13 protein-coding genes are annotated in these 12,829 nt (G+C 66.2%); 4 read left to right on the forward strand and 9 right to left on the reverse strand.

Features of this window, described 5'->3' with window-relative positions; translation table 11 throughout:
• Positions 1–2: 2 nt before the first annotated feature.
• The 4 genes from ACLB6G_RS05220 to ftsE all read right to left on the reverse strand — a co-directional run bounded on the left by ACLB6G_RS05220 (position 3) and on the right by ftsE (position 3,371).
• A complete protein-coding gene (locus ACLB6G_RS05220; RefSeq protein ID WP_410355047.1) occupies positions 3–806 on the reverse strand; it encodes a lysophospholipid acyltransferase family protein in 804 nt (267 codons plus the stop codon).
• A gap of 79 nt (positions 807–885) precedes the next feature.
• On the reverse strand, positions 886–1,593 hold the full coding sequence (locus ACLB6G_RS05225) for a YdcF family protein (RefSeq protein WP_410355048.1): 708 nt from the start codon (positions 1,591–1,593) through the stop codon (positions 886–888).
• 88 nt (positions 1,594–1,681) lie between these two features.
• Positions 1,682–2,719, reverse strand: a complete 1,038-nt coding sequence (locus tag ACLB6G_RS05230) for a cell division protein FtsX (protein WP_410355049.1) — start codon at positions 2,717–2,719, stop codon at positions 1,682–1,684.
• The gene (gene ftsE / locus ACLB6G_RS05235; RefSeq protein ID WP_410355050.1) at positions 2,712–3,371 is read right to left on the reverse strand and encodes a cell division ATP-binding protein FtsE; all 660 of its coding nucleotides are present in this window, start codon (positions 3,369–3,371) and stop codon (positions 2,712–2,714) included. Before ftsE ends, ACLB6G_RS05230 begins: the two co-directional genes overlap by 8 nt.
• Positions 3,372–3,568: 197 nt before the next feature.
• Here ftsE and ACLB6G_RS05240 point away from each other — a divergent pair, with 197 nt between their 5' ends.
• From ACLB6G_RS05240 to ACLB6G_RS05250, 3 genes are read left to right on the forward strand one after another with little or no spacing between them, the layout of a single operon-like run.
• A complete protein-coding gene (locus tag ACLB6G_RS05240; protein WP_410355051.1) occupies positions 3,569–4,222 on the forward strand; it encodes a hypothetical protein in 654 nt (217 codons plus the stop codon).
• Entirely contained in the window at positions 4,222–4,764 is a 543-nt protein-coding gene (gene hpt, locus ACLB6G_RS05245) for a hypoxanthine phosphoribosyltransferase (RefSeq protein WP_410355172.1), read from the forward strand. The genes ACLB6G_RS05240 and hpt overlap by 1 nt, the downstream gene beginning before the upstream one ends.
• Before the next feature lie 10 nt (positions 4,765–4,774).
• Positions 4,775–5,140, forward strand: a complete 366-nt coding sequence (locus ACLB6G_RS05250) for a response regulator (protein WP_410355052.1) — start codon at positions 4,775–4,777, stop codon at positions 5,138–5,140.
• A gap of 95 nt (positions 5,141–5,235) precedes the next feature.
• Here ACLB6G_RS05250 and ACLB6G_RS05255 read toward each other — a convergent pair whose 3' ends face one another.
• From ACLB6G_RS05255 to argH, 4 genes are all read right to left on the reverse strand, one after another.
• Positions 5,236–7,842 (reverse strand): TIGR02302 family protein, encoded by a 2,607-nt coding sequence (locus ACLB6G_RS05255; protein WP_410355053.1) that lies wholly within the window; start codon positions 7,840–7,842, stop codon positions 5,236–5,238.
• Between the two features lie 124 nt (positions 7,843–7,966).
• Positions 7,967–9,232, reverse strand: a complete 1,266-nt coding sequence (gene lysA, locus ACLB6G_RS05260; RefSeq protein ID WP_410355054.1) for a diaminopimelate decarboxylase — start codon at positions 9,230–9,232, stop codon at positions 7,967–7,969.
• Positions 9,233–9,263: 31 nt separating this feature from the next.
• Complete coding sequence (locus ACLB6G_RS05265) at positions 9,264–9,476, reverse strand: hypothetical protein (RefSeq protein WP_410355055.1); 213 nt, start codon at positions 9,474–9,476, stop codon at positions 9,264–9,266.
• 74 nt (positions 9,477–9,550) lie between these two features.
• Entirely contained in the window at positions 9,551–10,951 is a 1,401-nt protein-coding gene (gene argH / locus ACLB6G_RS05270; RefSeq protein WP_410355056.1) for an argininosuccinate lyase, read from the reverse strand.
• Positions 10,952–10,983: 32 nt separating this feature from the next.
• Between argH and tlpA the strand changes: the two genes are divergently transcribed.
• The gene (tlpA, locus tag ACLB6G_RS05275) at positions 10,984–11,652 is read left to right on the forward strand and encodes a thiol:disulfide interchange protein TlpA (RefSeq protein ID WP_410355057.1); all 669 of its coding nucleotides are present in this window, start codon (positions 10,984–10,986) and stop codon (positions 11,650–11,652) included.
• A gap of 19 nt (positions 11,653–11,671) precedes the next feature.
• Here tlpA and ACLB6G_RS05280 read toward each other — a convergent pair whose 3' ends face one another.
• Positions 11,672–12,829: a carboxynorspermidine decarboxylase gene (locus tag ACLB6G_RS05280; RefSeq protein ID WP_410355058.1), complete on the reverse strand. Its 1,158-nt coding sequence runs from the start codon at positions 12,827–12,829 to the stop codon at positions 11,672–11,674.

The following is a 12,829-nucleotide window of genomic DNA, read 5'->3' on the forward strand; positions in this document are numbered from 1 at the left end:
CCTCAGCGGCGCGGCAGCCCGGACGTATCCACGCCCAGTTCCTGAAGGCGGCGGATGGCCGTCTCGGGCATGGGCGGCGGATTCGCGCCGGTCGCGGCCTCCACGAGATAGGCGTCGCAGGCGGCTTCCGTCTCGGCCTGGAGCCGGGCCTGGAACTCCTCGCGCGGCAGGCCCGCCGGAATGGGCGGCAGGAAGCGGGCGCGGATGGTTCCGGGATAGCGCAGCATCCTGCGGCGCGGCCAGTAGAGCCCGGCGCAATGGGCCACGGGAACGACGGGCACGTTCAACTGCACATAAAGCTCCACGATTCCGTACTTGTAGGCAGGCTCCGCGCCAGGCGGGCGGCGCGTTCCTTCCGGATAGATGAGGAGCTGGCGCCCTTCGGCCATCTTCGCGCGGGCTTCCTTCACGGCCTTCTTGAGCGCGACGGAGCGCTTGCCGCGGTCGATGGGGATCATGCGCATCTTGGCAACATACCAGCCGAAGAGCGGGATCCACATCAGCTCGCGCTTGAGGATGTAGAGCGCGTCGGGGATCCACGGGAGGAAGGCGAAGGTGTCCCAGGCGGACTGGTGCTTGGGGGCGATGATGTAGCCGCCGTCGGGCAGGTTTTCCTGGCCGGCGACCTCGGACCTGACGCCACCGATCCGGTCGAGCAGCCAGAGGTTCACCTTTGCCCAAGTCTTGGGAACCCACCATGCGGCATCGCGCGGTGCCAGGAAATAGAACGGCGTGTAGACGATCATCTGGACGAGCGTCGTTACATAGAAGGCCGCGTTGAACAGGAGCGAGCGCAGAAGGATCATGTAGCGTCAGAACCGGTCTTGAGGACTGGGGATCGGTTCCGATTACACGATGACGCGGGAAAGGCAAAGCCGGACGGCGTCAGCGCGCCGACGCGCTCATCATGGGCGCGGAATCGTGCACGGGCAGGAGGCCGCGCGCCAGTGCGGCGACATACTTGGCGTATTCGGTCACGAGCACCCGCATGGCGGCGGGCTTGGTCATCCAGCGGCCGTCGTCCATCGGCGTGTTGACCACCGGCCAGGGCACGATCTCGACGTCGCGGGCGGTCCGCTTCAGCTCCACCATCGATCGTGGCATGTGGTAATTGTTGGTCACGAGGATGACGCTCCTGTAGCCGTTCTGCTCCAGCCATTTCGCGCTTTCAGTGGCATTGCCGATGGTGTCGAGGGCCTCGATGTCGATGTCGATGCAGCAGTTGAAGATGGCGCTGCGGGCGCCGGTGGCCTGTCGCAGGCTGCCGCGCGTGGTGACCGGATTGACGCCGGAAATGAGGAGGCGCTTGCCCTGGCCGTTCTCCAGCAGGGAAACGGCGGTGTCGATGCGGTGATAGCCGCCGGTCAGCACGATGATCCCGTCCGCGCGGCTCATGCCGTCGGGCGGCGCCATGCGGCCGACGGCGTCCACGAAGAAGGCGAAACCGGCGACGAAGACGGCAGCCACGACGAGGGTGGCAAGGAAGGTGTAGCGCCAGATGCGGCGCAGGCGGCGGATCGTTCCGCTCCCTTCCATCCTTTCCGGCGCCGCCGCGGTCAAGGCCGGGCTGGCGGGCTCCTCGTTCGCGCTCATGATCTTTCGATACAGGCCAATTGCGGCATTGAATAGCCGGAAAAGCGGCAATTCAGGCATATCAGACGGCACTGAAAATCCCGGCGCATCACTCGCCGGCCGTGGTGTCGAGGTCGCTGAGGCTCGTCAGCACGGTGTAATGGGTGGTCAAGGCGGTCAGCAACGCGATGAGAATGACGATGGCGATGACGCCGAGATAGCCGGCCAGACCGATGCCGAACGAGCCGAACAGCGCGGTGGCCTGGGCTGCTTCCGGGGTTGCCAGGTTGCTGGCCGACCACCAGGACCCCAGAAGGAAGACGGCGACCGCCAGAATGCCGCCGATCGCCGCGCCCTTGAGACCCACCGCGAGGAAGTGGCGACGGAACTCGACGGCGATGAACTTGCCTTCCGCGCCGACGAAATGCAGGACCTCGATGATGTGGTCATTGCCGGCCATCGCGCCGCGCGTGGCGAAGACCACGGTGAGGACGGTGGCCGACAGCATGAGGACGAGGACAGCGACGCCGATGGACACGGTGGTGCGCGCCATCGAAACCAGCCGGTCCACCCAGTTGCGATGGTCGTCCAGCGAGAGGTTGGGGATGGCGCCGGACAATGCTTCGCGCATGGCCGCGAAATCCGGCGGATCGGTCTCGTCAATGGTGACGACGACAAGGCGCGGCACGGGCAATTCATCGATGTCGAGTCCGCTGCCGAGCCAGGGTTCCAGAAGCCGCGCGGTCGCCTCCCGGTCGACGATCGCCGCGGAACGGACGCCGTCGAAGGTCTGGGCCATGGCCGCGGCGCGCGCCAGGGCGTCCTCCATGTCGAGGCCCTCGCCGGGACGGATCTGGATGGTCGCCTCGCGGGCAATCTGGCTTTGCCAGCCCGATGCCGTGTCTCGAACGAGCGTGACGGCGCCAAGCGTGAGGCATGACAGAAAGGTCATGATGGCGATGACGAAGACGAGCGCGCGGCCGGCGACATTGCCCGAGGGGACGATCGGCGTCGGGCGGCGGGCGCGCGTGTTGAGCACGCGCGGCACGGCGTGCACCGGAAGATCGGGCAGTTTCGGCAGACGCGGCGCCTCGCGCTTTCCGGCCGGTGCGGACGGGCGGCTTCCGGGCTTCGACCCTTCAGTCATAGATGTCCAGCCTCCCGTCGGCGAGGATCATGCGCCGGGCATCCACCTGGTTCATGAGAGAGAGATCGTGCGTGGCGATCACCACCGCCGTCCCGGACCGGTTCAGCTCGATGAAAAGGCGCAGCAGGCGGCGTGCCATGGGTGGATCGACATTGCCGGTCGGTTCGTCGGCGAGCAGGATTTCCGGCTGCTCGATGAGGGCGCGGGCGATGGCGGCGCGCTGCTTCTCGCCGCCGGAAAGAACCGGGGGGAGGACATGCATGCGGTCGCCGAGGCCGACCCATTTCAGCAATTCGGTGACGTCGTTGCGGTAGCTTGCCTCCTCGCGCCCGCGAATACGCAGCGGCAACGCCACGTTTTCCCAGGTCGTCATGTGATCGAGGAGCCGGAAATCCTGGAAGACAACGCCGATGCGGCGGCGCAGATGCGGCAGTTCCGCCCGGGTGATGAGGGTACGATCCTTGCCGAAGACCGTGATGAGACCGCGCGTGGGTTTCAGCGACAGGAAGAGCAGGCGCAAGAGCGTGGTCTTGCCGGCGCCCGACGGGCCGGTGAGAAACTGGAACGACCTCTCCGGCAGATTGAACGAGACATCGCGCAGGATCTCGGGACCCATGCCGTATCTCAGTCCCACGTTCTCGAAACGGATCACGCCGCCTGTTCCCTTCGCCGGATGGACCGCGGCCGCGACCGCGCGCCGCCGGGCAAATCAGTTCCCTGTCTTGGTTAACGGTCCCGAACGGGAAGGGTCAAGAATGCTCTGCCAGCATGGCGTATTCGAGGCCGTGTTAACCATTTGTTCACCATGGCGGCGTGACACATTGGAAAAGGGAGAATCGGTCGCAGACGATGCCGCAAGGGACCATGCATCCGCCGCTGGAAGGCGAAATCCTGGACCTGCACGGCGGGGCCGGCAGACTTTCGGATCGCGGCCTGCGCGACGATGCCGAACTCGTGCGGTACGAAACGCCGGACGATTCCGTTCCGGCCAGTGCCGCAGGGGTGGACAAGGCAACCGTCCGGCGCGCCGGGCTTGCCGGTACACAGGCCGGATCCGACGGTCTGACCGTGCTGCGCAGCGCGCCATTGCCGGTGGACGAGATCGGTTCGCGCGAGCCGCTGGCAGGACGCATCCTCAAGGTCACCGGTTTCATCGTGGCGGGCGCGGCCTTCTGGATCAATGGCGGGCATGCGCTTTTCACGGGCGGGGCGGACGGGCCGCTTGTCATCGCATCGTTGGATTCGCGCATGGAAGCGCAGGACGGCCAGACAGTGCTCCGCGTCGATACGCGAATCGAAAATCGTGGCGCAAGCCCGGCAAACCTCCCGGCGCTGCTCGTTTCGGTGCATGCGCTGGACGGCTCGTCGAAGCAATACAAGCTGGGGACAAGCCGCCAGGGATTGGCGCCCGGCGGCAGCCACCTCTTTTCCGGCCGCGTGGCCGCGCCTAGGATGGGCGTGGAGCGGGTGTCGGTGCGCCTGGCAAGATCAGGGGACGGATGATGCATACTGTCAGGGGCAAGCAGATCGAGGTGCTCTACAGCGCATCGACCATCGCGCGGCGCAATCTGGAACTCGCCAAGGAGATCGCCGAACGCGACTTCAAGGACCTGCTCGTCATTTCGGTGCTGAAAGGCTCGTTCATCTTTGCCGCGGACCTGATCCGCGCCATGCACGACGTGGGCGTGGCGCCGGAAGTGGAGTTCATCATGATCTCCTCCTATGGAGCAGGCCGCACATCCGGCGAGATCAAGGTGCTGCGCGACATCGACAACGATGTCACCGGTCGCGACATCCTGCTGATCGACGACATCCTGGAATCGGGCAAGACCCTGAAATATACCCGCGACCTCATGCTGTCGCGCGGCGCCCGGTCGGTGTCCATCGCCGTGCTGCTGGACAAGCGGATGCGGCGCACGAACGACATCGACGCCGACTTCACCGGGTTCGATTGCCCGGACTATTTCGTGGTCGGCTATGGCATGGATGCCGGGCACGCCTTTCGTGAACTGCCCTATGTAGGGTTCATCAAGGACGAGGCTTGAGAGGCGAAAAATGGCCAGGATCCTGCTTGTCGAAGACGACGATTCGGTCCGCACCTTCACCGCGCGGGCGCTCGGCGTCGACGGTCACGAGGTGGAAACCGCCGAGGATGGCGAGATCGGCCTTTCGATCCTGACGGACGAGTCGGGAGGCTTCGACCTGGTGCTGTCGGATATCCGCATGCCGGTGCTGGACGGGATCGAGATGGCCAAGACGGCGGCGCGGGACTTTCCCGGCCTGAAGATCCTGCTGATGACCGGCTATGCGGAACAGCGGGAAAGGGCGTCGGACCTGAGCGAGGTGATCATCGACGTGGTGCCGAAGCCGTTCACGCTGTCGGAAATCCGCTCGGCTGTCGCGGGTGCGCTGGCCGCGTGACCGCCTGCCGCTGCAACACCTGTCAAATCCGGTCGCGGACCGGGAACGAGCCTTGTGCTCCAAGGCGTCCGTGGCCGTTCAACGCGCGAACGGTCTCATTGCAGGTCGAGCAGCCTTTCCAGGTATTCCTTCTCAAGCTGGGGTGACAGGGCGTTGCCCAGCCGCTTGCGGATGGCTTCGAGAATTTCGCGGGCACGCTGCGCGTCGATCTCGTCCGGCACCTTCACGGTATTGCCGAAGTCCGGGCCGGTGGTGGCGCGCGGGCGGCCGAGCGGATCGCGGTCGTCGGCGCGGTTGTTGCCACCGGGTTCGCTGCCGCCCTGGCCATTCTGCTGGGCCTGTTGCTGCATCTGGTTCATCATGTCCTGCGCGCCGCGGCGCATGGCTTCCAGTGCCTCGCCCTGACGGCCGACGGCCTGTTCACCGTCGGCCTCGCCCAGTGCGCGGCCGGCCTGGCCCATCCGGTCCTGCGCCTCGCCGAAGCCCTCGCCGGGTTCGATGCCCATGCCGCGCAGGTCTTCCATGAGCTGGCCCAGTTCACCGCGCAGCCGGCCCTGGCCTTCCTGCAGGCCGCGCAAGGCTTCGGCCAGTTCGTCCGGCGTCATGCCGCCCTGGCCCTGACCGGGCTGCTGGCCGCCCTGGCCCTGTTGCCCCTGCTCGCGGCCCTGTTCGCCGCGCTGGCCCTGCTGGCCCCGCTGGCCTTGCTGGCCCTGGCGCTGCTGCCCTTGCTGGCCCTGTTCGCCGCGCTGCATCTGGTCGAGCCGGAAGGTCTCGTTCATCATTTCCTGCTGGCGGCGCATGAGTTCGCCGAGGCGGTTCATCTGCTCGCGCATCTGGCCCTGCTGGCCCTGCTGGCCTTCCTGCTGACGGCCCGCCTGCAGGTTGCGCATCATGTTCTCAAGCTGGGAGAGAAGCTGTTCGGCCTGTTCGCGCTGCCCGGATTTTGCCAGGTCTTCCATCTGCTGGAGCATCTGGTCGAGATCGGACTGGTTGAGCTGCTGCATGTCCTGCGGCATCTGCTGCGCCATGTTTGGGTCCTGCTGCGCGCGCTCGGCGAACTCGCGAAGGAATTCGTTGAGCGCCTCGCGCAGTTCGGCAATGCGGCGTTCGATCTCCTCGTCGCTGGCGCCGTTTTCCAGCGCGTCGCGCAGTGCCTGCTGGGCATCACGCAGGCGCCGTTCCGCGTCGGTCAGGTCGCCATCCTCGATCTGGACGGCCAGTTCCCACATGTAGTCGACGGTTTCGCGCAGGGCATCGTCGCTTTCGGCGAGGTCGAGGCGGGTGCGCAGCGCCATCAGCCCGAGGTAATGCGACATGTTGGAGAAGGCGTCCTCGGGCCGGAGCGTGACCGAATCGAGAAGCAGGAGGACCCGCTGCTTGCGGTTGGCATCGAGCGCCAGGATCCGGCGCTGCTCGATCACGGCCCTGGCAAGCGGATTGGTGAAGACGCGTTCCGGCATGGTCAGGGCAAGCGGTTCCGACATCCCCACCTGGCCCGCGGCATCGGTGACCTTGAGGCGCATCCGGGCCGGCGCGCCCGCCCAGGGATGCTCCGCCATCACCGTCGTCGTCTCGCCCTCGCCCTCGCGTCCGCGCGGCAGGGTGAGCGGCATTTCCGGGGCCTCGTAGAGCGGCCGGGCATTCGGAGCCTGTTCGCCTGCCAGTTCAAACAGGGTTTCGCCGGACTGGACGCCGTAATCGTCGCTGACCGTGTAGGCGAGCGTGAAGGCGCCGTTCGGCTCGCGCTTGGGGTCGCCGGAAAGCTCGACCTGCGGCGGCTGGTCGGGAATGACGGTGAAAGCCCAGTCATTGACCGCGCTTTCTCCGGTGGACAGGCGCAGGGCGCCATCGTCTTCCAGTGTCAGCGTGAACTGGCGCGCGCCGGTGTTCGAGGTGGCGGAAGGCGTGTCCTGGGCCGTGGCCGGGCCCTCGGGCTCGATGATCCGCTCAGCCTCCCCGCCCTGACGCCTGAAGGTCAGTTCCTCGCCCCCCGACCCGCCGGTGACGCGAACGACGGCTTTCGAGCCTTCCGGAACGGTGAACCGGGTTTCTCCCCGGTTGGCCTCTGCGGTCAGGAAGACCGGGGCGCGGCCGGTATAGGCCGGCGGCGTGACCCAGGCGTCGACGCGCGGCGGAATCGCGGGCGCGCCGCCGCGGGCCGAAAAGGCGTCGACCAGCGTGCCGCCACCGGGACCGAAGGAAAAGGCGAAGGCGCCGGCCAGCAGCAGGGCCGGAATGGCGCGCAGGGCCCATGGATCGCGGGCGGGAATCCCGGTGCGCGGCGCTCCCGACGACAGCCGGTCAAGCCCCGCGGCGATGCGCTTCTGGTGCTCGCGCCACAGCGCCTCGGCGAAGGGATCGCGGCTCACGGCTGCGATCCGGTCGGTCTGCGTGGTGACGGGGCGGTGAAGCAGGGCGTTGGCCCGCTCGATCCTGTGGTCGATCTCGCCGGCGCGCGGCCAGCGCATGCGCGACAGCGGATAGAGAGCCGCCAGTCCGCCAAGGGCGAAGACGCCGGCGACCGCGAGGCGGGCCCAATCCGGCACGATCCGGAACAGGCCGAACCAGGAGACAGCGGCAAACAGCGTGGCGAGGATGACCAGCGGCAGGACCAGCGGCCACAGGCGCTCGACGATCATCACGAGGCGCACGATGCTGCGTGTGCGCTTCAGGCGTTCCAAGAGGCCTGCAGTGGTCTCCATGCCGTCCTTCCGCATTGCCGGCGGGCCATCCGCCGGTCCTCACATGATGAGGATAGCGGAAATTGTGCCAAAGGCGAGGCCGCTGCACGCAAACGTGAAGTTCCGTCTTTTCCCGTTCCGGCGGTCAGAGCCAGTCCGGCACGGAATCGAGTCCGATCAGGGCGTCGTAGGACGGGCGCGGGCGGATGACATGGAAGCGGTCCCCCTTGACGAGGACTTCGGGAACCAGCGGGCGGGAATTGTAGGTGGACGCCTGAACCGCGCCGTAGGCGCCGGCGGAGCCGATGGACAACAGGTCGCCGGATGCGACACGCGGCATCTCGCGGTCATGCGCCATGTAGTCGCCTGTTTCGCAAACGGGGCCGACGATGTCGGCGATGATGCGCGAGGCGGTGGCCGCCTTCTGTTCGACCGGATAGATCTCGTGATGGGCGTCGTAGAGCGTGGGGCGGATGAGGTCATTCATGCCGGCATCGACGATGACGAAATTCTTGGCGTCGCCTTCCTTCACGTAGATGACCTGCGTGACGAGGATGCCGGCATTGCCCGCTATGAGCCGGCCGGGTTCGAAGATGGCCTTCAGGCCAAGCTGCGTGACATGCTTGCGCACCACTTCGGCGTAATGCTCGGGCAGGGGCGGCGGATTGTTGTCATCCTTGTAGGGGATGCCGAGGCCGCCGCCGAGATCGACATGCTCGATTTCATGGCCGTCCTGGCGCAGCGTCTGGACCAGTTCGGTCAGAAGGGCGAAGGCGTCGTCAAAGGGCTGCAACTCGGTGATCTGGCTGCCGATATGCATGTCGATACCGGAGACGCGGATGCCGGGCAGGGTGGCCGCCTCGGCATAGACCGCGCGGGCGCGCTGCCAGGGAATGCCAAACTTGTTCTCGGCCTTGCCGGTGGAAATCTTGCGGTGTGTCTTCGCGTCGACGTCCGGGTTGATGCGCAGCGAGACGCGGGCCTCACGGCCGAGCGCCGTGGCGCGCGCCGACAACAGCTCCAGTTCCGGCTCGGATTCGACATTGAAGCAGCAGATGTCTGTCGAAAGCGCGAAATCGATCTCTTGCGCGGTCTTGCCGACGCCTGAAAAGACGATGCGGCCGGCGGGGATTCCGGCGGCGAGCGCGCGGCGCAGTTCGCCTTCGGAAACCACGTCGGCGCCGGCGCCCAGATCTGCCAGGGTCTTCAGCACGGCCTGGTTGGAATTGGCCTTCATGGCGTAGCACACCATGGCATCGAGACCCTCGAACGCCTTGGCAAAAACCTCGTAATGGCGGGTCAGCGTGGCCGTGGAATAGACGTAGAAAGGCGTGCCGACGGCGCGCGCGATGTCCGGCACCGGCACGTCCTCGGCGTGCAGCACGCCGTCGCGATATTGGAAGTGATTCACGGGTTCAAGATTCCTGGGCCCTGGAGAAGGATCACTCGATGAGCGAATCGAGAATGAACGGCTTGTCGGCAACCGGTTTTTCCGGAGCGGCTGCCGGCTCGCCGGTCCTGCGGGCTTCCTTCGCTTCGCGAACAGACGCCTGGTAGGGTGTTTCCAGCGTCGAGCGGCGTCCGCAGGCCGATGCCATGGTGGCGATCAGCAGGAGGCAAAGCGCGGCGGTCAGCGGTTTCCTGAATGCGTTCATCGGTGTTCCGTTCGTGTGATCGATGCGTTCTATAGCCGATCGCGCGGGCTTTTGCACCCGGGTTCGCAACAGCCTCACCCCTTGGCGAGACGCTTTTTCCAGTCGCGCACCTGCTTCTTCACCTGGGCGGGCGCGGTGCCGCCATAGGAGGCGCGGCTTTTCACCGACTGGGCAACCTGGAGAACGGGGAAGACGGCTTCCGTGATCGCGGGGTTGATCGCCTGCAGGTCCTTGAGCGGCAGTCTTTCCAGCGGACAGCCGCGCTCCACCGCCAAGGCGACGGCACGGCCGGTGACATGGTGGGCTTCGCGGAAGGGCAGGCCGACCTCACGCACCAGCCAGTCGGCCAGGTCCGTGGCGGTGGACATGCCGGCGCCGGCGGCCTTCTTCATCGCCGCGACATTCACGTCCATCTCGTCGAACATGCCGGTCATGGCGGCCAGCATCAGGTCCAGCGTCTCGGCGGCGTCGAAGACGGCTTCCTTGTCTTCCTGCATGTCCTTGGAATAGGCCAGCGGAAGGCCTTTCATCACGGTCAGCAGGGCAATCAGGTCGCCATTGATGCGGCCGGTCTTGGCGCGAATCAGTTCGGCGGCGTCCGGATTCTTCTTCTGCGGCATGATGGAGGAACCGGTGGAGAAGCTGTCGGACAGCTTCACGAAGCCGAATTGCGGCGTCGACCAGATGACGATCTCCTCGGCCATGCGCGACAGGTGCGAGGCGCAGATGGCGGCCACCGCGAGGAATTCCAGCGCGAAATCGCGGTCGGAGACCGTATCCATGGAATTGCGGGTGGGCTCGCGGAAACCGAGCGCCTTCGCGGTCATGTGGCGGTCGATCGGATAGCCGGTGCCGGCCAGCGCGGCTGCACCCAGCGGACATTCGTCGAGACGCTCGATGGCGTCGGCCACGCGTGAGCGGTCGCGGGCGAACATTTCCACATAGGCCATGCAATGATGGCCGAATGTCACGGGCTGTGCGGTCTGCAGATGGGTGAAGCCCGGCATGACTGTCGCCGCGTGAGCCTCGGCCTTGGCGATGAGCACATCCATCAGGCCCTTCAGCGCGCCATGGATGCGCTGCAATTCCTCCTTGACCCAGAGGCGGAAGTCCGTGGCAACCTGGTCGTTGCGCGAACGGGCGGTGTGCAGCCGGCCGGCGGCCGGGCCGATCAGGTCGGCCAGCCTTGCCTCCACATTCATGTGGATGTCTTCCAGCCGCGTGGAAAACTCGAACGTGCCGGCCTCGATCTCTGACAGGATCGTGTTCAATCCGTGAACGATCTTGTCATGGTCGTCCGCCGAAATTATGCCAGTTTCGGCGAGCATGGCGGCATGGGCCAGCGAACCGCGAATGTCCTGGGCGTAAAGCTTCCGGTCGAAGCCGATCGAGGCATTGATGGCCTCCATGATGGCGGCCGGGCCGGAGGCGAAACGTCCGCCCCACATCTGGTTGCTGGTCTTGGTGTCGCTCATGGCCCTGTTCACACTTGCGGAGTGGTTGTCGAATGGCTGACGGAAAGACGTCCCTGTCCTTCAAATGGATTGCCGGCGCGGCGGTTGCCGCCGTGATTGCCGGCGCGGGCGCGGTATACGTGACAAACGCGCCGTCTGGCAATGGCGGGACGGATGTCGCCTCGGCGCAATGCCCCGCCGATCCGTCGCGCAAGGCGGCCATCGATGCCGCGGCGACGGGCGAGGTGGCGGCATTCCTCGCCACCGACCCGGAGAACCTGAGCGCCGTGGGCTTCCAGGGGCCGGATGGCAAGGCCATGACCCTCGGCGACTTCAGGGGCAAGACCGTGCTCGTGAACCTGTGGGCGACGTGGTGCGCGCCCTGCCGCAAGGAGATGCCGGCGCTCGACGGGCTGGAGCAGCAGCTTGGCGGCGACGAATTCCAGGTGGTCGCGGTCAACATCGACACGGGCGACAATGCCAAGGCTGAGCAGTTCCTGGACGAGGTGGGCGTGACCACGCTCGCCAATTACCGCGACCCCTCCATGGGAATCTTCAACGAGTTCAAGCGGCGCAGCCTGGCGCTCGGCCTTCCGGCCACGGTTCTCGTCGATCCGCAGGGCTGCCTTCTCGGCAAGCTGAACGGGCCTGCGGAATGGGACAGCGAGGATGCGGTGCGCCTGATCGATGCGGCCATGGCGCGCGAAACGCCTGCGAGTTGACGCCAAAGCGCCGCACGGGTCAGCCAAGCCGGCTTTCGAAGTCCTCGTAGCCGAACTGCCTGACCATTTCGGATTCCCCGGTGCGGCTGTCCCAGATGACGAGGGCGGGCAGGGGCGTGCCGTTGAAGGTGCTCGCCTTGACATTGGTGTAGTAGCCCAGATCGAGGAAGACGAGCCTGTCGCCGACGTCCGGCAGCCGGTCGAAGCGGTAGGTGCCGATCGTGTCGCCCGCCAGGCAGGTCGGACCGCCGACACGCGCCACGTTCGGATCGTTGACGTCGCGCGGCTCCAGATCGCGCGGCAGGACCTTTGCGCCGAGGCATTCGGGCGTGAAGGGGGCTTCGAGAACATCGGGCATGTGACAGGTGGCCGAGGCGTCGGTGACGATGACGGGTGCGCCAGTGACGCCGACATCCAGAACCTCCGCCACCACGGCGCCGGCATGAAGCGCGACCGCCGTTCCCGGTTCCAGGTAGACGGCAAGGCCGGTGCGTTCGCGAAAGCCGCGAATGAGGGCGATGGCGTCATCGACGGGAAAGCCGTCATCGGTGAAGAGCACGCCGCCGCCCAGATTGATCCACTCGATTGCCGGGAAAAGGTGGGCGAAGCGCGTTTCGACGGCTTCGAGATAGCGGGCGAATGCGTCGAAGCCGTGATCGCACAGCGCGTGCACATGGATGCCGGCGAAGGGTGCCATGTCATCCGGCGTGAGGGAAGCGGCGTCGATGCCCAGCCGCGACCATGGCCCTGCGGGGTCGTAGAGCGGGTTGGCGACCTCGCGGTGATGCGGGTTGAGCCTCAGTCCCGGTTCCGGTCCTGACCGGCCTTCGAGCAGCGGGGCGAAGCGGCGGTATTGCGTCAGCGAATTGAAGACCAAGTGATCGGAGAAGCGGCAGATATCGTCCAGATCAGCGGATTTGAGGCCGGGCGCGAAGGTGTGCGTCTCGCCGCCGAACCGGGTCTTGCCGAGGCGGGCCTCGTGGAGCCCGCTGGCGGCCGTGCCGTCGAGATAGCTGGCGATGATGTCGGCCACGGCAAAGGTGGAAAAGGCCTTCAGCGCCAGAAGAACCTTCACGCCCGCCTCATCCGCGATGCGGCGCAGGATGCGGCAATTGTGCTCGATGCGGGCGCGGTCGATCACATAGGCCGGGCTTGGCAGGCCGGCGGTTTCCAGCAT

It is taken from the genome of Zhengella sedimenti (assembly GCF_046506625.1).
In the GTDB taxonomy this organism is placed as follows: Bacteria; Pseudomonadota; Alphaproteobacteria; order Rhizobiales; family Rhizobiaceae; genus Zhengella; species Zhengella sedimenti.

Coding starts and splice junctions, on each gene's coding strand:
- ACLB6G_RS05220 (WP_410355047.1), bottom strand. CDS start 806: ATGATCCTTCTGCGCTCGCTCCTGTTCAACGCGGCCTTCTATGTAACG.
- ACLB6G_RS05225 (WP_410355048.1), bottom strand. CDS start 1,593: ATGAGCGCGAACGAGGAGCCCGCCAGCCCGGCCTTGACCGCGGCGGCG.
- ACLB6G_RS05230 (WP_410355049.1), bottom strand. CDS start 2,719: ATGACTGAAGGGTCGAAGCCCGGAAGCCGCCCGTCCGCACCGGCCGGA.
- ACLB6G_RS05240 (WP_410355051.1), top strand. CDS start 3,569: ATGCCGCAAGGGACCATGCATCCGCCGCTGGAAGGCGAAATCCTGGAC.
- hpt (WP_410355172.1), top strand. CDS start 4,222: ATGCATACTGTCAGGGGCAAGCAGATCGAGGTGCTCTACAGCGCATCG.
- ACLB6G_RS05250 (WP_410355052.1), top strand. CDS start 4,775: ATGGCCAGGATCCTGCTTGTCGAAGACGACGATTCGGTCCGCACCTTC.
- ACLB6G_RS05255 (WP_410355053.1), bottom strand. CDS start 7,842: ATGGAGACCACTGCAGGCCTCTTGGAACGCCTGAAGCGCACACGCAGC.
- ACLB6G_RS05265 (WP_410355055.1), bottom strand. CDS start 9,476: ATGAACGCATTCAGGAAACCGCTGACCGCCGCGCTTTGCCTCCTGCTG.
- argH (WP_410355056.1), bottom strand. CDS start 10,951: ATGAGCGACACCAAGACCAGCAACCAGATGTGGGGCGGACGTTTCGCC.
- tlpA (WP_410355057.1), top strand. CDS start 10,984: ATGGCTGACGGAAAGACGTCCCTGTCCTTCAAATGGATTGCCGGCGCG.
- ACLB6G_RS05280 (WP_410355058.1), bottom strand. CDS start 12,829: ATGCTGGAAACCGCCGGCCTGCCAAGCCCGGCCTATGTGATCGACCGC.